The sequence below is a fragment of the Dyella soli genome (assembly GCF_054482295.1).
On the sequence record NZ_JBTFFU010000002.1, the window covers coordinates 249,160 to 268,441 of the forward strand.

Consider the following 19,282-nt stretch of genomic DNA (forward strand, 5'->3'; position numbering starts at 1 on the left):
CCCGGCGCCGCGGAGAGAAGCTCCCCATGGATCAGCTCGACGACATCCTTCACCAGGACCTGGACCCCACCGAGACCCAGGAGTGGCTCGAATCGCTCAATGCCGTCATCAATCACGATGGCACCGAGCGAGCCCATTTCCTGCTGGAGAAGATGGTCGATTCGACGCGCCGTTCGGGTGGCTACCTGCCGTTCAATCCGACCACCGAATACGTCAACACCATTTCGCCCGCCCACGAAGCGAAGATGAGCGGCGATGCGGCGATGGAATGGCGCATCCGCACCCTGATCCGCTGGAACGCCATGGCCATGGTCGTGCGCGCCAACCGCAAGCCGGGCGAACTGGGCGGCCATATCGCCAGCTTTGCGTCGTCGGCCACGCTGTACGACGTTGGCTTCAACCATTTCTGGCGCGCACCGAGCGCTGACCACCCGGGCGACCTGGTGTTCCATCAGGGCCACTCCAGCCCGGGTGTGTACGCACGTTCGTTCCTCGAAGGCCGCATCAGCGAGGAACAGCTCAACCTGTTCCGCATGGAAGTGGCCGGCAAGGGCCAGGGCCTGTCTTCGTATCCGCATCCCTGGCTGATGCCGGACTACTGGCAGGTGCCGACGGTGTCGATGGGCCTGGGTCCGATCCAGGCGATCTACCAGGCGCAGTTCTGGAAGTACCTGGAACACCGCGGCCTGATGCCCAAGACCGACCGCAAGATCTGGTGCTTCCTGGGCGACGGCGAAACCGACGAGCCCGAGTCGCTCGGTGCGATCTCGCTGGCCGGGCGCGAAGGCCTGGACAACCTGGTGTTCGTGATCAACTGCAACCTGCAGCGCCTGGACGGCCCGGTGCGCGGCAACGGCAAGATCATCCAGGAACTGGAAGGCGTGTTCCGCGGCGCCGGCTGGAACGCCATCAAGGTGATCTGGGGCAGCTACTGGGATCCGCTCCTGGCGCGCGATACCACCGGCACGCTGCGCAAGCTGATGATGGAAACCGTCGACGGCGAGTACCAGGCGTGCAAGGCCTTCGGCGGCGCGTATACGCGCGAGCATTTCTTCAACAAGTATCCGGAAACCGCGCAGCTGGTCGCCAACCTGTCCGACGACGACATCTGGCGCCTCAACCGCGGCGGCCATGATCCGCACAAGGTCTATGCGGCCTACCACCAGGCCGTGAACACCAAGGGCATGCCCACCGTGATCCTGGCCAAGACGGTGAAGGGTTACGGCATGGGCGCGGCCGGCGAGTCGCAGAACCCGACGCACCAGCAGAAGAAGCTGGATGCCGAAGCCGTGCGCCACTTCCGCGACCGCTTCAACATCCCGGTGCCTGACGACAAGCTGGACGACGTGCCGTACTACCACCCGGGCAAGGACTCGCCGGAAGTGCAGTACATGCTGGAGCGTCGTCGCGCGCTGGGCGGTGCGCTGCCGCAGCGTCGCCGCAAGGCCGACATCAAGATCAAGGCGCCGGAGCTGGCCGCGTTCGAGCAGATCACCAAGGGCACCGGCGAGCGCGAGATCAGCACCACCATGGCGCTGGTGCGCGGCATGAACCTGCTGCTGCGCGACAAGCAGATCGGCGAGCGCATCGTGCCGATCGTGGCCGACGAGGCGCGCACGTTCGGCATGGAGGGCATGTTCCGCCAGATCGGCATCTACGCGCCCTTCGGCCAGAAGTACCGCCCGCAGGATGCCGACCAGCTGCTGTACTACCGCGAAGACCAGAAGGGCCAGGTGCTGCAGGAAGGCATCTCCGAGGCCGGCGGCATGGCCGCCTGGATGGCTGCGGCCACCAGCTACAGCATCAGCAACCAGCCGATGCTGCCGTTCTTCGTGTACTACTCGATGTTCGGCTTCCAGCGCATCGGTGACCTGGCCTGGGCCGCCGGCGACATGCGCGCGCGCGGCTTCCTGATCGGCGGCACCGCCGGCCGCACCACCATCAACGGCGAGGGCCTGCAGCACGAGGACGGCCATTCGCACCTGCTGGCCGGTGCGATCCCGAACGTGAAGTCGTATGACCCGACCTTCTCCTACGAGATCGCGGTGATCATGCAGGACGGCACGCGCCGCATGCTGCAGGAGCAGGAGGATGTGTACTACTACCTCACGGTGATGAACGAGAACTACAGCCATCCGGACCTGCCGCAGGGCGCCGAGGAAGGCATCATCAAGGGCATGTACCTGTTCAAGGACGCCGGCAAGCCGAAGAAGGGCGAGCCGCGCGTGCAGCTGCTGGGTTCGGGCACCATCCTGCGCGAGGCCATCGCCGCCGCCGAGTTGCTGGAAAAGGACTTCGGCGTTACTGCCGACATCTGGTCCTGCCCGAGCTTCAGCGAGCTGCGTCGCGATGGCTTCGACGCCGAGCGCTGGAATCGCCTGCATCCGGAAGCCGAGCAGCGCGTGCCTTACGTGACCAGCCTGTTGCAGGGTCGCCAGGGCCCGGCCGTGGCCGCCACCGACTACGTTCGAGAGTACGCCGACCAGATCCGCGCCTTCATGCCCGATGGCATGCACTACACCGTGCTCGGCACCGATGGCTACGGCCGTTCGGACACGCGTGCACACCTGCGCGGCTTCTTCGAAGTGGACCGCTACTGGATCGCGCACGCCGCACTGGCCGCGCTGGCGAAGGACGGCAAGGTCAACGCGAAGGATGTCGCGCGCGCCATCAAGACCTACAAGCTCGACCCGGACAAGCCCAATCCGCTGACGGTCTGATGCCGGCCCGCGGTGCCTCCCGCGGGAGGTACCGCAACACAAAAAGCCCGCCTTTCGGCGGGCTTTTTTTTCAGGTGCCGCGCAGGCGGGGATCAGTCCTCGTCGCGGCTGCGCAACAGGTGACGCAACAGGAAGAACGCGCCCACGGTGCCCGCGACGATCGCCGTGGTGGCCACCGGGTGGCGCGATACATGGCGGCGCAGGCGGCGGTACTGGTAGTTCGCCTCATCGGCGAAGTCTTCCGCGGCGTGACCGAGTCGACGCGCGTAGGCGTTGTGGCTGCGACCGAAGCGGCGGCGCACGTCACGCCCGCGCTCGATCAGGTCATCGGCCCGATCGGCGGCCTCTCCGGCATAGTGACGTACTCGTTCGCTAACTCGTTCGCGGACGCCGTTGATATTGCCTTCGATGTCGTACGGGCGGCCCATGGGCGTCCTCCTGGGAGTCAGAGTCTCCACGGTGCCAGCGGCGGCGTGAGCGATGCGTAAACATTCGCCAGCCGGTCCGGCGCAAGCTTCGGGACGCCGACCGCCATCAACGGTCCGGCAGCCTCAGAGCGTGTCGGTCGCCGGTTGCGACAGCTCGCCGGGCTCGGCGTGCAGCCGCTGGCGTCGCCGCAAGGTGGGGAACATGGCCATCCACAGCGCCACCACGATCAGCGTGCCGATGCCGCCGACCAGGGTGGCGTTCACCGCGCCCACCCATGCGGCCAGCAGGCCGGACTCGAATTCGCCGAGCTGGTTGGAGGTGTTGATGAAGATGGCATTCACCGCGCTGACGCGACCGCGCATGTCGTCAGGCGTATCAAGCTGCACCAGCGCGCCGCGAATGACCATGCTCACCATGTCGAACGCGCCCAGCGCGAACAGCGCGGCGAGCGACAACCAGAGCGTGGTGGACAGTGCGAACGCCAGCGTCGCCAGGCCGAAGCCGGCGACGGAAGCAAACATGATCGAGCCCACGCGTCGCTCCATGTGATGCCGCGTCAGCCACAGCGACATCAGCAACGCGCCCATGGCGGGCGCGGCGCGCAGCAGGCCCAGGCCCCAGGCGCCGGTGTGCAGGATGTCCTTCGCGAAGATGGGCAGCAGCGCCGTGGCGCCGCCCAGCAAGACCGCAAACAGGTCCAGCGAGATGACGCCCAGCACGTCCGGTCGCCGGCGGATGAAATGCACGCCGGCGAACAAGGTCTTCAGCGTGGCCGGCTCGCGCCGCGGCGGCGCCTGCTCGTAGCGAAGGCGCGCCATCAGCCAGGCCGATGCGAGGTAGAGCAGGCCGCAGACCACATACACCGTGCCGGGACCGGCGACATACAGGAAACCGCCAACCGCCGGTCCCATGATCATGGCCGCCTGACCCGCCGAGCCGCTGGCGGCCATGGCGCGCGGCAGGATCGCCGGCGGCACCAGTGCGGGCAGCATCGATTGCAGTGCGGGAAACTCGAACGCCTTGGCGACGCCGAGCAGGAACACCAGCGCAAGGATGCCTGCCTCGTGCGCCAGATGCGCGAGGCTGAGCGCCGCGAGCACCGCGATGGCCACCAACTCGACGATCTGCCCCAGCAGCACGATGCGGCGGCGCTCGAACTGATCGGCCACGTGGCCGGCCGGCAACGCAAGCATTACCGAAGGGAAGAACTGCACCAGCCCGATCAGGCCCAGATCCAGCGCGCGGCCGCTGATCGCATAGATCTGCCAGCCCACCGCCACCGACAGCATCTGGAAGCCGAAGCCGGAGGCGATGCGCGCGAACCAGAACTGGACGAAGGCCGGGTGCGAACGCAGCGAGTCCGCCGGCGTCGAGGCGATGGAGGAGGGCATCGGGGAAGCGTCCTGGCCTGAGCCCACGCATTATGGATGGCCATCGCAAGCGGGCAAAGCGCCGTGCTTCGCACCCACGGTCCACCGCCTCCATGGCTGCGTGCCGTACGGTGGCCCGCCACTGGCGCCAGGCGCCGGCGACCCACGTAGAATCGCCGGCATGGCCAAGCAGGCGGGTTTCGACTACGGCAAGTTCCAGCGCTGGCGGCGGCCTTTCGAGGTGGGCTTCTGGCTGCTGCTCTGCGCCGTCAATACCGTGTTCAACGGCACGGTGTCGTGGTACGACAACGTGCGTCGCAGCCAGCGCGCATCGAGCTTCGAGCCGTGGGTGTGGGAGACCAGCAGCAGCCTGATGTTGCTGGCGCTGGTGCCGCTGGTCGTGCTGGCGACGCGACGTTGGCCGTTCCGGCTCGATAGCTGGCGCCATAGCCTGGTCGTGCACCTGTTGCTGAGCGTGCCCTTCAGCCTGGTCCACGTGGCCGGCATGGTGGCGCTGCGCCAGCTCGCCTACGCGGTGGCTGGCGCCCACTACGACTTCGGCCACTGGATCGTGCAGCTGGGCTATGAATACCTGAAGGATCTGCGCACCTATTTCCTGTTCGTCGGCACCATGTCCTTCTATGGCTTTGTGCTGCGCCGGCTGCAAGGCGAGGCGCGCCTGCTGGCCGAGCCCGACGAGGGTCCGCCGGTGGAGCCGATCGACCGGCCCGAGCGCTTCCTGGTGCGCAAGCTTGGGCGCGAGTTCCTGGTCGCCGCGCGCGAAATCGAATGGGCGCAGGCGTCGGGCAATTACGTGAACCTGCATGTGCGCGGCCGCGATTACCCGCTGCGCGCCACCATGAGCGGCATCGAGGAGCGGCTCGATCCCCAGCGCTTCGTCCGCGTGCATCGCAGCTATCTGGTCAACCTCGATTACCTCGCCGAGATCGAGCCGCTGGAAACCGGCGATGCGCGCCTGGTCATGCGCGATGGCGCCACGGTACCGTGCAGTCGCCGCTTTCGTGCGCAATTGCGTGAGCGCTTCGGCGACACACCGGTCCATGCCTGATGGGCCATGGAGGTTCCATGCCCATGCATGCGGTCGGCGCCGGGCGCGCAGGGAGTGGTTGCGTCACCCCTCCGCGCGTTTCACTCTAGGCACTTTCCCGACACCCGGAATCAGCCCATGAAATTCCCGCGCCTTCGCCTTGCCGTCACCGCCACCGGCCTCGCGCTCGCCCTTGCCGGATGCTCCCCGTCGGGTGACCAGGCGGCGGCGCCGCAGGCAGCCCAGGCGCCGGACGACGGTTCCGCGCGCAAGCTCGATACCTATCGCCAGCTGGTGCGCATCGGCAACGACGGCATGGCAACAACCATGGGCAAGGAGATCGTCAGCCGCTACCCGAACAGCGACGCCGCCAGGGAAGTGCAGCAAAGCCTGCCGGCGATCGAGCAGCGCTACCTCGAGACCAGCGAGAAGAACCGTTTGCAGGGGTTGTGGTTGTACCAGGTGTCGCCGATGGAGGGTGGCACGCAGTCGACGGCCAGCATCTACAACAGCCAGCCCTCAGGCGGGAACCGCGTGCGGCTGGTGCTGCGGCGCCACACCGAATGGGGCCAGAACGCGTTCCTGTTCAGCGACGGCCACGGCTTTGTCTGCCGCGCCACCTGCACCCTCAACGCCACCTTCGACGGCAAGCCGTCCGGCATCAAGGCGTTTGCGCCGCCCACGGGCGAGCCCGCGCTGATGGTCCGCGACGACAGCGCCTTCATCGCCCAACTGGAAAAGGCGAAGAAGGTCACCCTCGACGTGACCATGCAGGATGGCGAAAAGAAACTCACGCTGGTTTACGAAGTGGCCGGTTTTGATCCGGCCAAGTGGCAGCCGCTGCCCAAGGCGGCCAAGAAAAAGTAGGTTCGTCCACCCGCGCGCGACTCGCGCGTTCTGATGACCGTCCCCCAAGGAGATCAGCCCATGGATGTCAAACACGTTTTGCTCGTTGGCGCCTCGGCCCTGCTGCTGGCCGCTTGCGCGCGCGTCGGCAAGGAGTACACCGAGCGCCTCAACGCCCGCCAGCAGGCCTATGCGGCGGTAGCGGGTGCGCCGGTCAACAAGTTCCACTACTTCAGCCTGTGGTCGTGGGAGCCGCTGAGCGATGACCAGCTCGCGGTGTACACGCGTTCCAACGAAGCGTGGCTGCTCGACCTGGACGGCAAGTGCCGCAACCTGCAGTTCACCAACCATATCGCGCTGACTTCCAGTGTCAGCGAGGTGTCGGTGAAGTTCGACCGCGTGCTCACCGGTCCGCCCGATCCGCCGTGCTTCATCAAGCAGATCCGCCCGGTCGACGTGGCCAGGCTGCAGTCGCCGCAGCAGGGCAAGCCACGCGAAGTGGAAGAGGCGCCCCGTCCGGCGAAGTAAACCTGCGGCTGCCCCGGTCCACGGCCGCGGCCGGGGCGTCCCACCAGCGGTTCAGTGCAGGAACAGTCTCTCGGCCAGCTTCGCCAGCGGCTTCTCCAGCGCATCCTGCCAGCGCCCGGGGAGATCCAGCGGCTTGAGCAGCATCTTCACCGTCATCGCGGCGGGAATGTTCCGGCGCAGCAGGCCCTGCGCGCGCCCGGTGACGCGGCGGAACTCCTGCTCGTTGCCGCGGAGCTGCGGGTAGCACTGGTTGAATACGTGCCGCAGCGCGATGTCGCCGTCCTCGCTCTTGATCTCGTTGACCCGGCGCAGGATCGCGCGGAACACCTTGTAGCGGCCGAAGCCCTCGCGTTCGCGATAGAGGCGGAAGTGCTGGTAGAAGTGCTTGTAGTGGCGCACTTCATCGCTCTTGATATGGCCGGTGAGCTGCTTGAGCACGGGCTCGTCGGTGATGTCGTTGAGCGCGCGGTAGAGGCAGGCCGTGCCTGTTTCCACCACGCAGCGCGCAGCCAGCTCCAGGCCGCGGCTCGGCTCCAGCTGCTCGGCGGTGCACACCGCGCCGTATTCCGCCCAGAACGAGGCGAAGCCGCGCTCCCAGTCGAACTCCGGCCACACCGCCTTGACGTATGCGGCCAGTGCGCGGCCGTGCTGCAGCTCTTCGTGTTCCCAGTGCTGGCTGAGCCAGGTCTGCAGTTCCTGGTCGCCCGCGAAATGATCGACCAGGTTTTGCGTGTACAGGTCAGAACCGCTTTCCACGAACGATGCGCTGCACAGCAGGAAGAACAGGTCTTCGTCGTGGCGCACGCGCCGGATGTCGATGCGGCTGAAGTCGATGCTGTCCAGCGTCCAGGGCAACGATGCGGCGTAGCTCACGCGGGCCTTCCTGTGGGGCGGCGGCCGACCCGCGTGCGGGGCTGGCGATGGATCCGGTATGACGGAATGGTGACAACAGCATACGACGTGATCGTCGTCGCGGATTAATCGTTGCCCACCCGCGTGGCCGCAGGCGTGGCCACCATTCAGTGGAGGTGGCTCAGCGCACCACCGTCACCGGCACATGGCAGCGTTCGAGCACCTCGCCCGAGACGGAGCCGAGCAGCCAGCGCGCCAGGGCACCTCGCTCGGTGTGGCCGATCACCACATGATCGATGCTGTGCCGCTTCACCTGATCCAGCAGGACGTCGCCCGGGCTGCCGCGCACGACTTCGCTGTCGATCAGCTGGTCGGCGCCGGGCGCGAGTTCCTTCAGCTCCTGCAGCAGGCGGCTGCACTGGCTGGTGCCAGGGTCGCTCATCATCAGCGTGCAGGTGTCGGCACTGCCTTCGGTGACCTGCAGCACCGAGATCACCCGAACGCGACCGCCGCTCGCGCGGGCCAGGTCGACGGCGAAGCGGACGGCCCGCTGTGAAGAGGGCGAGCCGTCATAACCAACCAGCGAATACTTGAGCATGAAGTTCCTCTCGGCAGGGCGCAGCGGTGTCGTCAGTTGCTGACCTCACGGCAGCGCCGTTCGACATGGGTGTTTTTCGCCTGCTGGTTTTCCTGGACCTTCTTGCCAGCGTACGCGCCACCGGCCGCTCCCGCCACGGTGGCCAGCGTGCGACCCTTGCCGCCGCCGATCTGGTTGCCGAGCAGGCCGCCGGCGACACCGCCGATCGCCATGCCGGCGATCTGGTGCGAATCCTTGGGGTTGTCCTGCACGGTCACGTCTTCGCACACCGTGCGGGTCTTGGGTGCGGACGTGGAGGACTGGGCGACCAGCGGCCCGCTGCACGTCATCGCCAGTGCCGCGATGACCAGGACGGACGCTCCGGTTTTCATGGCTGGACCCTCGCTTTTCGTGGGATACCAGTGTGCGCGCGGCACCGTTAGTGAAGCATCAAGCGAGGAAATATCCACGCGGCGTTCACCTGCAAAGCCGAGGATGAACGGATGCTGGCGCGTATCCCGGACCGTTCAGGATCGTGGGTCACAATGGTTACCGCTACCAGTCGTTCCACTCACTGCAAGGAGACCATGATGATCAAGCGTACGTTTGGTATGGCGGCCCTGGTGCTGGCCTGCGCGGGTGCAATGACGGCGCTGCCGGTGACGCAGGCGCGGGCGGCGGAAGCGGAGGTGAAATGCGACCTGTCCTTCAGCCTCGCCGGCTGGTCGGTGATCTACAAGCATGCGGAGGGCGAGGGCACCGTGGTCTGCAGCAATGGCCAGCGCGCCAATGTGAAGATCACCGTCAATGGCGGCGGCCTGACCGCCGGCAAGTACCGCATCGATAACGGCAAGGGCGACATCACCCATGTCCGCAGCATCGACGATGTCTTCGGCGACTACGCGCAGGCCGGTGCCGAAGCGGGCGTGGGCAAGAGTGGCGAGGCGCAGGTCCTGACCAAGGGCACGACCTCGCTGGCGCTGCATGGCAGCGGCGAAGGCATCAACCTCGGTGTCTCGATCGGTGCGTTCTCCATCACCAAGCGCTGATCGCGAACAACACGACCGTGCAAAGGGCGCCCGCTGGCGCCCTTTGCTTTAGCGCGTACACTTTCCCCGGTTTCCCGCCCCTGGAGTGTCGCCATGCGTCGCCTTTCGCTGCTGTTGATGTTGACCCTGTTGCTGGGCTGGGTGCTTCCCGCCTGCGCCGACGAACCCGCTGCGCTGCCGCAGGTGGGCCAGCAGGCGCCGGACTTCCGCCTGCAGGACCAGAACGGCAAGTGGCACACGCCTGCCGACCATCATGGCCACTGGCTGGTGATGTATTTCTACCCGAAGGATTTCACTCCCGGCTGCACCACCGAGGTATGCACGTTCCGCGACGACATCGCCAAGCTGCGCCAGGCTGGTGCGGACGTCGTGGGGGTGAGCCTCGATGACGTGAAGTCGCATGCGGATTTCGCAGCCAAGTACCACGTGCCGTTCCCGCTGCTGTCCGATGCCGACCGCAAGGCGGCGCAGTCCTATGGTGTGCTGGCGTCCATGGCCGGCATGAAGTACGCGCGCCGCACCACCTTCCTGATCGACCCGCAGGGCAAGATCGCCAAGGTGTATCAGGACGTGGATCCGGAGAAGAGCTCCGCCCAGGTCCTGGCTGACCTGAAAACGCTGAAGGCCTCGTCCTGATGCCGTTGCATGTCCGGCGCGATGCCGCGCACCCGTCCGCCGGCTTCGCTGCATGGCGCATCGTGGCCTGGCTGATCCTGTTGCTGGCCGCCTACGGTTGCCTGCAATACCTGGCGCATGCGCGCCAACTGTGGAGCGCGCTGCAGGAGCACGCGGCGATCAATCCCGAGGGTACGTACGAGTTGCATCGCATGCTGGCCTGGGACGTGGGCTACTTCGTGGCGGCGTTCGCCCTCATCGTGATCTGCGCGGGGGCGATCCTCCGGCAGGCCTGGGCCCGCCCGAGCCTGCAGGTCGCCGCCGTCGTGCTGGCGGTGGGGTGGGGGCTGGTGGGCGGGCTGATCCTGCTGTCCCAGTGGAAGGAGTTCAGCGACGGGGTTGCCCTGACCAATGCCCAGGCCGGCCTGAACGACGCCGCCCAGGCCGCGCTGGCCCACGTCCATCGCAGCTTCCAGGTGGCCCTGGCGACCAAGGCCATCGCCGTGCCGGTGTTGCTGTGGCTGGCCTGGCGGCTCGGCCGACCGGCGGTCCGCGCACAGTTCCACGCCCTGAAGCGCTGATATTCAGCAACGGTTGCCACGGCGCGGGTTATCGCTGCGGCACCGTTTCCCACCAGGCCACGCCATGCTTCGCCGTCTTTCCGTCGTGCTGTCCCTTGCGCTTGCCAGTGTGTCGCTCCACGCGCAGGACATGGCGACCACCTGCCATGCCAGCAGCAGCTACGACGTGACCGTCGCCTCGGGCAGCCTGTTGTTCGACCGGCCGCAGCCGGCGCCATTGCGGGTCGAGTTGCGCGACGGCACGCTGCGCACCGACGGCGCGTCGGTGGCCTTGCGTGCCGAGGACCAGGACCGCCTCGCCCTGTTCGAACGCGAGCTGCGCGCGCTGATGCCGAGGGCCAAGGTGGTCGCCGGCCATGGCGTGGACATGCTCGCCAGCGCCATGCATGACGAAGGCTCGCGCCTCTCGCTGGGCGCCGATACGCGCGCCGAACTGGACCGCCGTGTCGCCGCGCGCGCCGCCGAGCTGAAGCAGCGCATCGCCGCCAGCAACAGTACGCACGACTGGCAGGGCAATATCGCCGACCAGTACGCCGATCAGCTGGCCAACGATCTGCTCCCGGTGCTGGCCAACGACCTCGGCCAGCAGGCCATCAATGCCGCCATGAGTGGCGACCTGCAGGCGGCGGCAGGATTGCGCGACAGCGCCACCGACCTGGCGACCCAGCTGCGGCCGCGGCTGGAGCAGCGCATGCAGGCGCTGACGCCGCAGATCCAGGCGCTGTGCCCGGCAGTCCGGCGACTGGCCGAATTGCAGCAGGGCATCCGCGCCGGCAACGGCCAGCCGCTCAACCTGCTGCAGGTGGGGCAATAAGACGCGGGATAAAAGCGGTTGCAGGTAACGCGCGTTAACCTTCCGCTAAGTGGCGAGGGACGAGGATAGCCACAGCAGCTATCGGGTGTCAGGAGGCGACCTCGTGTCGCACGCAGGAAAACCGCACTACAACGTACTCATCCGACGCGGCATCGATGATCGCGAACTCTATCGCCGCGCCCTGGTGCAGGTACGCGAGCCGGGCCTGCAGGCCTTGCTGACCGAAAACGTGCATACGCTCGACCTGTTGATCGGCGAATTGCAGGCGCAGGTGCATGCCGGCGGCGGCACGCCGGCGCGGCATGGCACGCTTTCCGGTGCGGTACGCAGTGCCCTGGCCGAACTGGTCAACGGCTTTTCCTCGAACCGGGATACGGCCTGGGTGCAGCAGTTGGCGCGCAGCGAATGCGCCTTGCTGCATTGCTTCGAACAGCAGGCGGCGCACGCCACGGATGAATCGGCGCGCGTGCTTGCCGTGCAGTTGTCCCGGCTGCATGGCATGCATCGGGACATGCACTGCCTCGCCGGCACCACGCACGGCTGACCTTGCTCCAAAACCCGGTACACACGATGTCGACCAAGCCCAAGGACGTGCTGGATTTCTGGTTTGCCGCGAGCAGCGAGCCGCTGTGGTTTGCCCGCGACGAGGCCTTCGATGCTGCCGTGCGCGAGCGGTTTGGCGCAGCACTGGACGCCGCCTCGCGTGGTGAACTCGACGGGTGGTGTGACACACCCGAAGGCTGGCTGGCCCTGCTGATCGTGCTGGACCAGTTCAGCCGCAATATCCATCGCAACGATCCGCGCACCTGGGCCGCCGATGCGCAGGCGCAGGCGCTGGCCCTGGCGGGCATCACGCGCGGGGATCACCTGCGCCTGACGCCCATGCAGCGGACATTCGCCTACCTGCCGCTGGAACACGCCGAGGACCTGTCCCTGCAGCAGCGGTGCGTGGATTTGTTCGAGCAACTGCTGGCCGCGCAGCCGCCCGGACCACGCGCGCCATTCGAGGACTACGCCAGCTACGCACGTCGCCATCGCGACGTGATCCGGCGCTTCGGGCGCTTTCCCCATCGCAATGCCGTGCTTGGCCGTGCCAATACACCGGCCGAGGACGATTACCTGGCCCAACCGGGTTCCGGCTTCTGAGCGCCGCCGTTGAACGGCAAGGAGGGCATCATGGCGTCGCCACCTCGTCGTGCTGCTGTTGTCGTTGAGCCTGGCGACGCATGCCGGCAATACACTGCGGGTCGGCGGCGAAGTGCCGACCGTGGGTGACAGCGTGGTGCGCGTGATGCAGTTGCGGGGCAAGCCTGATTTCAAGGAGCCGGTGGAGAGCGACTTCGGCGGCTACCAGGGCAAGCGCTGGCAGTACCAGCGGGACGACGGGCGCATCGTCACCATCATCAGCTGCAAGGTCGCCGATATCCAGGACCGCACGCACTAGGCCGTTTCCAGGTGCGCACGGTCGCTGCGCGGTGCGGCACGAGACGGCCGCCTACAACAACGGACGGCTCGCGAGGCGTGCTTTCCGCGCGGCCCGCATGGCTTAGTTCGCCCTGACGCGGCACCGCGTGTGCGACAGGGGACAGGGACGTGATCATGCGCCGATATCTGTGTTTGGCATGCCTGCTACTGGCTGTGGCAGCGCACGCAGGCAGCGGTACGCTGCGCGTGGGCAGCCAGGTGCTGGTCGTGGGCGACAGCGCCGCGCGGGTGCTGGAACTGCTGGGCAAACCCGCCTACAAGGCGCACGGCCGGGCGACGTCCGGCAGCCGCAAGGGCGGGCGCTCGAGCGGCCATGCGGCGCGTATGTCCGCGCCGCCCGGCGAGCACTGGCAATACCGCAGCGGCGGTCGCGTCATCACGGTAATCGTGGTCGACGGCCGGGTCAGTGCGATCAGGGATGATGGCCGTTAGCGGGCGGGCCATGGCGTCGGCGCTAGCGGGCATGCGATAACGGCGGCGACCGCAGGGAGTCCGCACCATGTCCGAAGCAGATCAGCCGGAAAGGACCGGCGCGCCCAGCCTGTTGCGTCCGCGCCAGGCCGGCGTGCACGGCAAGGTCACCAACATCGAGCTGTTCTTCGACCTGGTGTTCGTCTACGCGATCACCCAGCTGTCCCACACCTTGTTGCGCGACCTGAGCGGCGGCGGGGTGCTGCATGTGCTGGTGCTGTTCCTGGCGGTATGGTGGGTCTGGATCTTCACCGGCTGGATCACCAACTGGCTCGACCCCGACCGCCTTGCGGTGCGCCTGCTGTTGCTGGTGCTGATGTTCGCGGGGCTGCTGCTGTCGACGGCACTGCCGCAGGCCTTCGATGCCCGCGGCCTGACTTTCGCGGGCGCGTACACGTTCATGCAGGTGGGCCGCTCGTGTTTCATGCTGTGGGCATTGCGACGATCGCCGCTGCCGGCCCGGCGCAACTTCCACCGCATCACGCTGTGGCTGGCGGTTTCCGGCGTGTGGTGGATCGCTGGCGGCTGGCTCGATGGCCAGGTACGCCTGGCCTGCTGGATGGTGGCGCTGGCGATCGAGTACACCGGCCCCGCGGCGTTCTTCTACGTGCCGGGCCTGGGGCGTTCAAGCACCGCCGAATGGGATGTCGAGGGCGGCCACATGGCCGAGCGCTGCAGCCTGTTCGTGATCATCGCGCTCGGCGAGTCGGTGGTGGTCACGGGCAGCAGCTTCGCGCAGGGCGCGCGCACCGCCGATACCTGGATCGCCTTCGTGGCCGCGTTCGTCGGCTGCGTGGCGATGTGGTGGATCTATTTCGACATCGGCGCCGAGCGCGGCAGCCGCTCGATCCGCGAATCCGCCGATCCGGGGCGCACCGCGCGGCTTGGCTATACCTACCTGCATCTGCTGATCGTGGCGGGCATCGTGGTCAGTGCCGTCGGCGACGAGCTGAGCCTTGAGCATCCGCAGGCGGTGGGCAACCTGCCGCAGGTGGCCGTGCTGCTGGGTGGCCCGATGCTCTACCTGCTCGGCAATGCGTGGTTCAAGCAGACCGTGAATCACACCAGGCTTCCGCTCTCGCACCTGGCGGGGCTGGGCGTGCTGCTGCTGATGTCGTTGCTGGCGTCGAGGGTATCCGTCCTGTGGTTGTCGGTGCTGGTGGCGGCGGTGCTGGTGATGGTGGCGACGTGGGAGGCGCTGTCGCTGGGCCAGCTGCGCCGCGAACTCTACGGGTCGGCGGATCACTGAGCGGTGCGCAGGGCCTGAAGCAGTCCGGCGCCGGTCCATGGGCACCGTTCGCGTTCCGCCGCGCGGATCAGCGCGACGAGACAGGCGTTGACCGGCGCGCGCAGGCCATGCACGCCGGCGAGGCGCACGATTTCCCCGTTGATCACGTCGACCTCGGTAGGCCGGCCGGCTTCGAGGTCTTCCCACATGGACGAGCGGGCGAGCGGATCGATCGCCAGCAGGCGCGCCGCCAGCCGGCGGAACCACGCATCCGGCAGCTCAAGCACGCGCGGCAACCACGCTGGCGGCAGCGGTGACAGGCGTGTCGGGCGGATGCCAGCGACGGCAAAAGTCGCCAGCGCTTCGCGTTGCGCCAGCGCCAGGCAGCGCCGCCACTCGCGTAGGGACAGCTCCTGCTTCAGCGGCAGCCCGGACAGCGCGTTGATGGCATTGTTGAGATTGAACAGCAGTTTGGCCGCCTGCACGGCCGGCATGTCGTCGCGCTGGATCAGGCGCAGGCCGGCGGCAGCGAACACCGGCAGAAACGGTGACAACGCCGTATCCGCCTCCACCATCAGCTCGCCATCGGTGCCCTGGTGGAACACCCCCGGCTCACGCTGCACCACGTTGAAGGGCACCATGCCGGCGCACACGCGATGCGCGGCGAGCAGCTTGCGCAGGTGCTCCGCGTTGTGCAGGCCGTTCTGGAAGCTGATCACCGGCACGCCGGGAGCGGCAACCCTGGCCAGTTCGCGCGCCACCGTTTCGGTGGCCGACGACTTGACGGTGACGAGGACCAGATCGGCATCGGCGGCGCCTTCGGGATCACTGCGAAGGTCGAGCGCGGCGGCCGCGACATGCCCGTGCCGACCATGCAGGTCGCTCCAGCCGAGTCCGCGCGAGCGCAAGATGTCGATGACGCGCGGACGGCCAATGAAGGTCACGCGGGCGTGTCCCGCGAGCCGTCCGCCGAGGTAGCAGCCGACGCTGCCGGCACCGTAGATGGCGATGCGCGGCAGCGTGTGCCCGTTCATGCCAGCGCTGCCGCTGCCGCGCGGCCCGCCACGCGGCCCGAGAACAGGCAGCCGCCGAGGAAGCTGCCTTCCAGCGCGCGGTAGCCATGCAGGCCGCCGCCACCAAAGCCGGCCGCTTCGCCCACGGCGTACAGGCCCGGGAGCGGCGCGCCATCGGGGCCGAGCACGCGCGCCTGCAGGTCGGTCTCGAGGCCGCCAAGCGTCTTGCGCGTGAGGATGTTGAGCCGCACGGCGATGAGCGGACCGTTCGCCGGATCGAGCAGGCGGTGCGGCTTGGCCACGCGCACGAGCTTGTCCCCGCGATAGCGGCGCGCGTTATGGATAGCCATGACCTGGCTGTCCTTGGTGAACGGATTGTCCCATTGCCGGTCGCGCGCCTCGATTTCCTGCCGCAGCTGCACGACGTCGAGCAACTGGTTGCCGGCCAGCGCATTCATGCCCTCGACCAGTTCCTCCAGCGTGTTGCGCACGATGAAGTCGCGGCCATGCTGCTTGAAGGCTTCCACCGGCGCCGGCGCCGCCTTGCCGATGGCGCGCCTGGCCACCTGCCGCCAGCTCTTGCCGGTGAGGTCGGGATTCTGTTCCGAACCCGACAGCGCGAACTCGCGACGGATGATCTGCTGGTCGAGCACGAACCAGCTGTAGTCATGGCCGGTGCCGCGAAGATGCTCCAGCGTGCCGAGGGTATCGAAGCCCGGCCAGAGCGGGCCGGGCAGGCGGCGCCCGGTCGCGTCGAACCAGAACGACGAAGGCCCCGGCAGGATGCGGATGGCATGCATGGGCCAGATCGGATTCCAGTTCTCGATGCCCTCGACGTAGTGCCACATGCGGTCGCGATTGATCAGCCGCGCGCCGGCGGCCTCGCTGATGCCGAGCATGCGACCGTCCACGTGCGCCGGCACGCCGCACAGCATGTGGGCAGGCGGCGGGCCCAGCCGTTCGGGCCAGTTCTTGCGCACCAGCGCGTGATTGCCGCCGATGCCGCCGGAGGCCACGATCACCGACTGCGCGCGCTGTTCGAACGGCTGCACCACGTCGCGTGAACTCGGCTTGCCGCGTTCCATGCCATCGGCGGCGAGCACGCTGCCGCGCACGCCGACCACGCAGCCGCCCTCGACGATCAAGTCGTCGACGCGATGGCGGAAGCCGAACTGCAGCAGGCCACTGGCCTGGGCCTCGCGCGCACGGCGCACGAAGGGCTCGATCACGCCGGGCCCGGTGCCCCAGGTGACATGGAAGCGCGGCACGGAATTGCCGTGGCCGATGGAACCATGTCCGCCGCGTTCGGCCCAGCCCACCACCGGAAACCAGCGCATGCCCATGGCGTGCAGCCAGCTGCGTTTTTCGCCGGCAGCAAAGTCGACATAGGCCTCGGCCCAGCGGCGGGGCCAGTGATCCTCGGGGCGATCGAAGGCGGCGGTGCCCATCCAGTCGGCCAGCGCGAGCGCGTGCGAATCGCGCACGCCCATGCGGCGTTGTTCGGGCGAGTCCACGAAGAACAGGCCGCCGAACGACCAGAATGCCTGGCCCCCGAGGCTCTGTTCCGGTTCCTGCTCCAGCACCAGTACCCGCTTGCCGGCATCGGCCAGTTCAGTGGCCGCTACCAGGCCGGCCAGACCCGCACCCACCACGATCACATCGCATGCGTCCCGCATTCCGCGCCCCCTCTTGGCGATCAGTCCGGCGAACTTAGCGCGCGGCGATGCCGTTTGCCTATGCACGCTGCGCCATGGTCGCCAAATGGACGGCCATGACCGATGGCAGGGCATGACGGCTGGCCCATGCCCGGGCACGCGCGGGCGCGCACTGTTGGAAGGGAGTCGCGCAGCATGCGCCACGTTTCGGGAGGCATCGGACATGCGTTTTAAACTCATGGGCTGTGTCATGGCCGCGACGCTCGCCTTCGCTGGCGGGGCATGCGCGGGCGATGTCCACTTCGGCGACGGCAACTGTGGCTACACGTCCGACTACGATGTCCACGCCAGCCAGGACGGCGTCGATTTCCGCCGCGACAGCGGCCGCCCCACCCAGGTCTTCATGCACGACGGGCGCCTGTGGGTCGACGGCCGCGACGTGGCCGTTTCCGCGGACGACGCCACGCGCTTGCGTGCCTACGAAAGCCAGCTGCGCGGCCTGTTGCCGGAGATCGCCAGCATCGCGCGGCAAGGCGTCGACATGGGCTTTGCGGCGATGCGCACGGTGTTGCTGACCTTCGCCGACAACGACGACGAGCGTCGCGGGATGCTGCGCCGGCTGGACGACAACCACCGCCAGGCGCTGGCGCGCATCGACGCCAGCCTGGGCCAGGGCGTGTGGCAGCGGCACGCGATGGACGACATGGTGGCCGACAGCGTCCAGGCCTCCGTGTCCGACCTGGCCGGCAAGGTGGCCGGATCGGCAGTCAAGGCCGCCCTCAGTGGCGACGAAAGCAAGGTCGCCGCGCTGCAGGCGCGCGCCGAATCGCTCGACCAGTCCATGGACCGGGAAATGAGCCGGCAGGCCGAGCAGCTCGACAAACGCGCCGAAGCGTTGTGCCCGCGCCTGGTTGCACTGGATCACTTGCAGCAGCAGCTGCAGGTCCGGCTGCAGGACGGCGCACGGCTGCAATTGCTCTCGCATGACGCCGACCATGCAAGGAAGCTGACCACCGCGCAGGCGCGCGCGCACGCCGAGTAGGGCGCCGCGCCGCGGCGCGCACGTGGCGTGCCGACGGAACCTTGATCGGCGGCCTGCTACGCTTTCGCGCTTTGCGAAGCACGAGACCTTGCCGATGCATCACCTGCTGGCGCGCCTGCCGCTCTCCGAAGGCAGCATCAACACCATCATCAACGTCACCATCGCGCTGCTGATCCTGCTGGTGGGCCTGTGGCTCGCGGCACGTGCGGCGAACTTCGCCCGGCGCGCCATGCGGCGTGCGAACGTCGACGAAACACTGAGCGGATTCCTGCGCAACGTCATCAACGGCGTCCTGGTCGCCCTGTTGATCGTGATGGCGCTGCAACAGGCCGGCGTGCCCTCGGCGCCGCTGGTCGCCGCGCTCGGCGCAGGCGGGCTCGCCATCGGCCTGGCCTTGCAGGGCTCGCTGAGCAACCTGGCGTGGGGCGTGTTGCTGATCATGTTCCGGCCGTTTCGCGTCGGCGACTTCATCCAGGCCGGTGGCATCGAAGGCACGGTCGAGAGCGTCAGCCTGATGCATACGCTGCTGGTGCTGCCGGACAACCGCGAGGCGGTGGTGCCCAACGCGAAGATCGGATCCGACGCGATCATCAACTTCAACCGCCGTGGCACGCGCCGCTTCGAACTGAAGGTGGGCATCGGTTACACCGATGACCTCGGCGAGGCGATGGACGTGGTGCAGCAGCTGTATGCGGCCGATGCGCGCATCCTGCGCGATCCCGAGCCCGGCGTATGGACGGAAAGCCTGGGCGAGAACGGCGTGGTGCTGGTGCTGCGTGCCTACACCCGCAGTGCCGACGTGTGGGGCGCCCAGACCGACCTGGTGCGCACCCTGAAGGAGCGTTTTGGCGCCGCGGGCATCCGCATGGCGGTCCCCCAGCGCGAGTTGACCGTCGTGCGGGGCCGCCTGCCGGAGCGGGCGGCGTAAGTGGCCTGGCTGCCCACCGAGGGCTGGAGGC

The 19,282-nt window shown here is 67.7% G+C and carries 22 protein-coding genes; 15 read left to right on the forward strand and 7 right to left on the reverse strand.

The features are described 5' to 3' along the window. The first annotated feature begins 26 nt into the window (after positions 1 to 26). The gene (gene aceE / locus ACXU4B_RS11510) at positions 27 to 2,720 is read left to right on the forward strand and encodes a pyruvate dehydrogenase (acetyl-transferring), homodimeric type (RefSeq protein WP_131412399.1); all 2,694 of its coding nucleotides are present in this window, start codon (positions 27 to 29) and stop codon (positions 2,718 to 2,720) included. 92 nt (positions 2,721 to 2,812) lie between these two features. Here the strand turns inward: aceE and ACXU4B_RS11515 are convergent, their stop codons facing one another. Both ACXU4B_RS11515 and ACXU4B_RS11520 read right to left on the reverse strand, forming a co-directional pair. Next, positions 2,813 to 3,148 carry a hypothetical protein gene (locus tag ACXU4B_RS11515; protein ID WP_131412397.1) on the reverse strand — a complete coding sequence of 112 codons (336 nt, stop codon included), beginning with the start codon at positions 3,146 to 3,148 and terminating at the stop codon, positions 2,813 to 2,815. 123 nt (positions 3,149 to 3,271) lie between these two features. Beyond that, the gene (locus tag ACXU4B_RS11520) at positions 3,272 to 4,540 is read right to left on the reverse strand and encodes an MFS transporter (RefSeq protein ID WP_131412395.1); all 1,269 of its coding nucleotides are present in this window, start codon (positions 4,538 to 4,540) and stop codon (positions 3,272 to 3,274) included. A 160-nt stretch (positions 4,541 to 4,700) separates the two neighbouring features. Between ACXU4B_RS11520 and ACXU4B_RS11525 the strand changes: the two genes are divergently transcribed. From ACXU4B_RS11525 to ACXU4B_RS11535, 3 genes are all read left to right on the forward strand, one after another. Next, positions 4,701 to 5,588: a LytTR family DNA-binding domain-containing protein gene (locus ACXU4B_RS11525; RefSeq protein ID WP_131412393.1), complete on the forward strand. Its 888-nt coding sequence runs from the start codon at positions 4,701 to 4,703 to the stop codon at positions 5,586 to 5,588. A 117-nt stretch (positions 5,589 to 5,705) separates the two neighbouring features. Next, a complete protein-coding gene (locus ACXU4B_RS11530) occupies positions 5,706 to 6,434 on the forward strand; it encodes a hypothetical protein (RefSeq protein WP_131412391.1) in 729 nt (242 codons plus the stop codon). Between the two features lie 60 nt (positions 6,435 to 6,494). After that, a complete protein-coding gene (locus tag ACXU4B_RS11535) occupies positions 6,495 to 6,941 on the forward strand; it encodes a DUF6491 family protein (RefSeq protein WP_131412390.1) in 447 nt (148 codons plus the stop codon). A gap of 51 nt (positions 6,942 to 6,992) precedes the next feature. Here the strand turns inward: ACXU4B_RS11535 and ACXU4B_RS11540 are convergent, their stop codons facing one another. The 3 genes from ACXU4B_RS11540 to ACXU4B_RS11550 form a co-directional block, all read right to left on the reverse strand. Then, on the reverse strand, positions 6,993 to 7,814 hold the full coding sequence (locus ACXU4B_RS11540; RefSeq protein ID WP_131412388.1) for a ferritin-like domain-containing protein: 822 nt from the start codon (positions 7,812 to 7,814) through the stop codon (positions 6,993 to 6,995). Positions 7,815 to 7,974: 160 nt separating this feature from the next. Further along, positions 7,975 to 8,391: a universal stress protein gene (locus tag ACXU4B_RS11545; protein ID WP_131412386.1), complete on the reverse strand. Its 417-nt coding sequence runs from the start codon at positions 8,389 to 8,391 to the stop codon at positions 7,975 to 7,977. A gap of 32 nt (positions 8,392 to 8,423) precedes the next feature. Further along, entirely contained in the window at positions 8,424 to 8,762 is a 339-nt protein-coding gene (locus tag ACXU4B_RS11550; RefSeq protein WP_131412384.1) for a glycine zipper 2TM domain-containing protein, read from the reverse strand. A gap of 198 nt (positions 8,763 to 8,960) precedes the next feature. On the opposite strand from ACXU4B_RS11550, the gene ACXU4B_RS11555 reads away from it, so the two are divergent. From ACXU4B_RS11555 to ACXU4B_RS11595, 9 genes are all read left to right on the forward strand, one after another. Then, positions 8,961 to 9,419 carry a hypothetical protein gene (locus ACXU4B_RS11555; RefSeq protein ID WP_131412382.1) on the forward strand — a complete coding sequence of 153 codons (459 nt, stop codon included), beginning with the start codon at positions 8,961 to 8,963 and terminating at the stop codon, positions 9,417 to 9,419. Between the two features lie 93 nt (positions 9,420 to 9,512). Next, positions 9,513 to 10,055, forward strand: a complete 543-nt coding sequence (locus ACXU4B_RS11560; RefSeq protein WP_131412380.1) for a peroxiredoxin — start codon at positions 9,513 to 9,515, stop codon at positions 10,053 to 10,055. Further along, entirely contained in the window at positions 10,055 to 10,615 is a 561-nt protein-coding gene (locus ACXU4B_RS11565) for a hypothetical protein (protein WP_131412378.1), read from the forward strand. The genes ACXU4B_RS11560 and ACXU4B_RS11565 overlap by 1 nt, the downstream gene beginning before the upstream one ends. 64 nt (positions 10,616 to 10,679) lie before the next feature. Then, entirely contained in the window at positions 10,680 to 11,429 is a 750-nt protein-coding gene (locus ACXU4B_RS11570; RefSeq protein WP_131412376.1) for a DUF2884 family protein, read from the forward strand. A 103-nt stretch (positions 11,430 to 11,532) separates the two neighbouring features. Continuing rightward, positions 11,533 to 11,973, forward strand: a complete 441-nt coding sequence (locus tag ACXU4B_RS11575) for a PA2169 family four-helix-bundle protein (RefSeq protein WP_131412374.1) — start codon at positions 11,533 to 11,535, stop codon at positions 11,971 to 11,973. Positions 11,974 to 11,999: 26 nt separating this feature from the next. Beyond that, the gene (locus ACXU4B_RS11580) at positions 12,000 to 12,575 is read left to right on the forward strand and encodes a DUF924 family protein (RefSeq protein ID WP_131412372.1); all 576 of its coding nucleotides are present in this window, start codon (positions 12,000 to 12,002) and stop codon (positions 12,573 to 12,575) included. 49 nt (positions 12,576 to 12,624) lie between these two features. Next, positions 12,625 to 12,873 carry a DUF2845 domain-containing protein gene (locus ACXU4B_RS11585; protein WP_131412370.1) on the forward strand — a complete coding sequence of 83 codons (249 nt, stop codon included), beginning with the start codon at positions 12,625 to 12,627 and terminating at the stop codon, positions 12,871 to 12,873. A 194-nt stretch (positions 12,874 to 13,067) separates the two neighbouring features. Beyond that, positions 13,068 to 13,346, forward strand: coding sequence for a DUF2845 domain-containing protein (locus tag ACXU4B_RS11590; RefSeq protein WP_458910879.1), 279 nt, complete (start codon positions 13,068 to 13,070; stop codon positions 13,344 to 13,346). A 67-nt stretch (positions 13,347 to 13,413) separates the two neighbouring features. Further along, positions 13,414 to 14,634, forward strand: a complete 1,221-nt coding sequence (locus ACXU4B_RS11595; RefSeq protein WP_131412366.1) for a low temperature requirement protein A — start codon at positions 13,414 to 13,416, stop codon at positions 14,632 to 14,634. On the opposite strand, the gene ACXU4B_RS11600 is transcribed toward ACXU4B_RS11595, so the two are convergent. Both ACXU4B_RS11600 and ACXU4B_RS11605 read right to left on the reverse strand, forming a co-directional pair. Continuing rightward, the gene (locus ACXU4B_RS11600; protein ID WP_205746597.1) at positions 14,628 to 15,647 is read right to left on the reverse strand and encodes a 2-dehydropantoate 2-reductase; all 1,020 of its coding nucleotides are present in this window, start codon (positions 15,645 to 15,647) and stop codon (positions 14,628 to 14,630) included. The two genes, ACXU4B_RS11595 and ACXU4B_RS11600, sit on opposite strands and share 7 nt — an antisense overlap. Beyond that, entirely contained in the window at positions 15,644 to 17,302 is a 1,659-nt protein-coding gene (locus ACXU4B_RS11605; protein ID WP_131412364.1) for an FAD-binding dehydrogenase, read from the reverse strand. The genes ACXU4B_RS11600 and ACXU4B_RS11605 overlap by 4 nt, the downstream gene beginning before the upstream one ends. A 202-nt stretch (positions 17,303 to 17,504) precedes the next feature. Here ACXU4B_RS11605 and ACXU4B_RS11610 point away from each other — a divergent pair, with 202 nt between their 5' ends. Both ACXU4B_RS11610 and ACXU4B_RS11615 read left to right on the forward strand, forming a co-directional pair. Continuing rightward, positions 17,505 to 18,323 (forward strand): DUF2884 family protein, encoded by an 819-nt coding sequence (locus ACXU4B_RS11610; protein WP_165583229.1) that lies wholly within the window; start codon positions 17,505 to 17,507, stop codon positions 18,321 to 18,323. Between the two features lie 94 nt (positions 18,324 to 18,417). Continuing rightward, positions 18,418 to 19,251 (forward strand): mechanosensitive ion channel family protein, encoded by an 834-nt coding sequence (locus tag ACXU4B_RS11615; protein ID WP_131412360.1) that lies wholly within the window; start codon positions 18,418 to 18,420, stop codon positions 19,249 to 19,251. The last annotated feature ends 31 nt before the right edge of the window (positions 19,252 to 19,282 follow it).

Bases quoted from the DNA above. Each gene is read 5' to 3' on its own strand.
- aceE (WP_131412399.1), top strand. From the start codon at position 27: ATGGATCAGCTCGACGACATCCTTCACCAGGACCTGGACCCCACCGAG.
- ACXU4B_RS11515 (WP_131412397.1), bottom strand. From the start codon at position 3,148: ATGGGCCGCCCGTACGACATCGAAGGCAATATCAACGGCGTCCGCGAA.
- ACXU4B_RS11520 (WP_131412395.1), bottom strand. From the start codon at position 4,540: ATGCCCTCCTCCATCGCCTCGACGCCGGCGGACTCGCTGCGTTCGCAC.
- ACXU4B_RS11525 (WP_131412393.1), top strand. From the start codon at position 4,701: ATGGCCAAGCAGGCGGGTTTCGACTACGGCAAGTTCCAGCGCTGGCGG.
- ACXU4B_RS11530 (WP_131412391.1), top strand. From the start codon at position 5,706: ATGAAATTCCCGCGCCTTCGCCTTGCCGTCACCGCCACCGGCCTCGCG.
- ACXU4B_RS11535 (WP_131412390.1), top strand. From the start codon at position 6,495: ATGGATGTCAAACACGTTTTGCTCGTTGGCGCCTCGGCCCTGCTGCTG.
- ACXU4B_RS11545 (WP_131412386.1), bottom strand. From the start codon at position 8,391: ATGCTCAAGTATTCGCTGGTTGGTTATGACGGCTCGCCCTCTTCACAG.
- ACXU4B_RS11550 (WP_131412384.1), bottom strand. From the start codon at position 8,762: ATGAAAACCGGAGCGTCCGTCCTGGTCATCGCGGCACTGGCGATGACG.
- ACXU4B_RS11555 (WP_131412382.1), top strand. From the start codon at position 8,961: ATGATCAAGCGTACGTTTGGTATGGCGGCCCTGGTGCTGGCCTGCGCG.
- ACXU4B_RS11560 (WP_131412380.1), top strand. From the start codon at position 9,513: ATGCGTCGCCTTTCGCTGCTGTTGATGTTGACCCTGTTGCTGGGCTGG.
- ACXU4B_RS11565 (WP_131412378.1), top strand. From the start codon at position 10,055: ATGCCGTTGCATGTCCGGCGCGATGCCGCGCACCCGTCCGCCGGCTTC.
- ACXU4B_RS11570 (WP_131412376.1), top strand. From the start codon at position 10,680: ATGCTTCGCCGTCTTTCCGTCGTGCTGTCCCTTGCGCTTGCCAGTGTG.
- ACXU4B_RS11580 (WP_131412372.1), top strand. From the start codon at position 12,000: ATGTCGACCAAGCCCAAGGACGTGCTGGATTTCTGGTTTGCCGCGAGC.
- ACXU4B_RS11595 (WP_131412366.1), top strand. From the start codon at position 13,414: ATGTCCGAAGCAGATCAGCCGGAAAGGACCGGCGCGCCCAGCCTGTTG.
- ACXU4B_RS11600 (WP_205746597.1), bottom strand. From the start codon at position 15,647: ATGAACGGGCACACGCTGCCGCGCATCGCCATCTACGGTGCCGGCAGC.
- ACXU4B_RS11605 (WP_131412364.1), bottom strand. From the start codon at position 17,302: ATGCGGGACGCATGCGATGTGATCGTGGTGGGTGCGGGTCTGGCCGGC.
- ACXU4B_RS11610 (WP_165583229.1), top strand. From the start codon at position 17,505: ATGCGTTTTAAACTCATGGGCTGTGTCATGGCCGCGACGCTCGCCTTC.
- ACXU4B_RS11615 (WP_131412360.1), top strand. From the start codon at position 18,418: ATGCATCACCTGCTGGCGCGCCTGCCGCTCTCCGAAGGCAGCATCAAC.